At 50.4% G+C, this 583-nt stretch carries 1 protein-coding gene; it reads left to right on the top strand.

Annotated features, from left to right (window positions below):
* Window positions 1–320: 320 nt before the first annotated feature.
* On the top strand, window positions 321–583 hold a 263-nt coding region (locus KMS84_RS43735; protein WP_256921266.1), incomplete at its 3' end, for a type II toxin-antitoxin system RelE/ParE family toxin.

Genomic DNA, 583 nt, shown 5'->3' on the forward strand with positions numbered 1-583 from the left:
GCCATTCGCTACACGCTTAGCGAAATACTGTTTCGCAACAGCTTGAGCAGCAGCCAGGGGACCGCCAGTTACATCAACGTCCATTTCCCAAATAACACGATGAACAGCCATTTCATTCTCCTTCGCAATTCGCTTGGGCGGTTGCCGCCGCTGGTTCCAAGCTACCGAAGCGGGATTGCTTCGACGGAGAAATTATCTCAAAAAATAGAAAACGAGTCAACTATAAGTATCATCTGATAGGACTATATATTTACTTTCTCGCATGCGAGAATGCGCCCATCCGCTTGACCTTGTGTCATATATATAATACACTTATACCCATGAAAACGATTATCCAAACCGCCACTTACATGACTTGGGAACGCAAACTGCGTGACAAGAAGGCCAAACTGATTATCGCGGCGCGGGTGTTGCGCGTAGCCCACGGGTTGCTTGGTGACGTGCAGCCAGTCGGTCAAGGCGTCAGTGAGTTGCGAATTCATCATGGCCCCGGCTACCGGGTGTATTTCCAGCAGCGCGGCGATCAGCTGGTCCTATTGCTCTGCGGTGGGGATAAAAGCAGTCAGGCGCGGGATATAGAAAC

Origin of the sequence: Streptomyces hilarionis (genome assembly GCF_024539675.1) — a bacterium.
Lineage (GTDB): Bacteria > Actinomycetota > Actinomycetes > Streptomycetales > Streptomycetaceae > Streptomyces > Streptomyces hilarionis.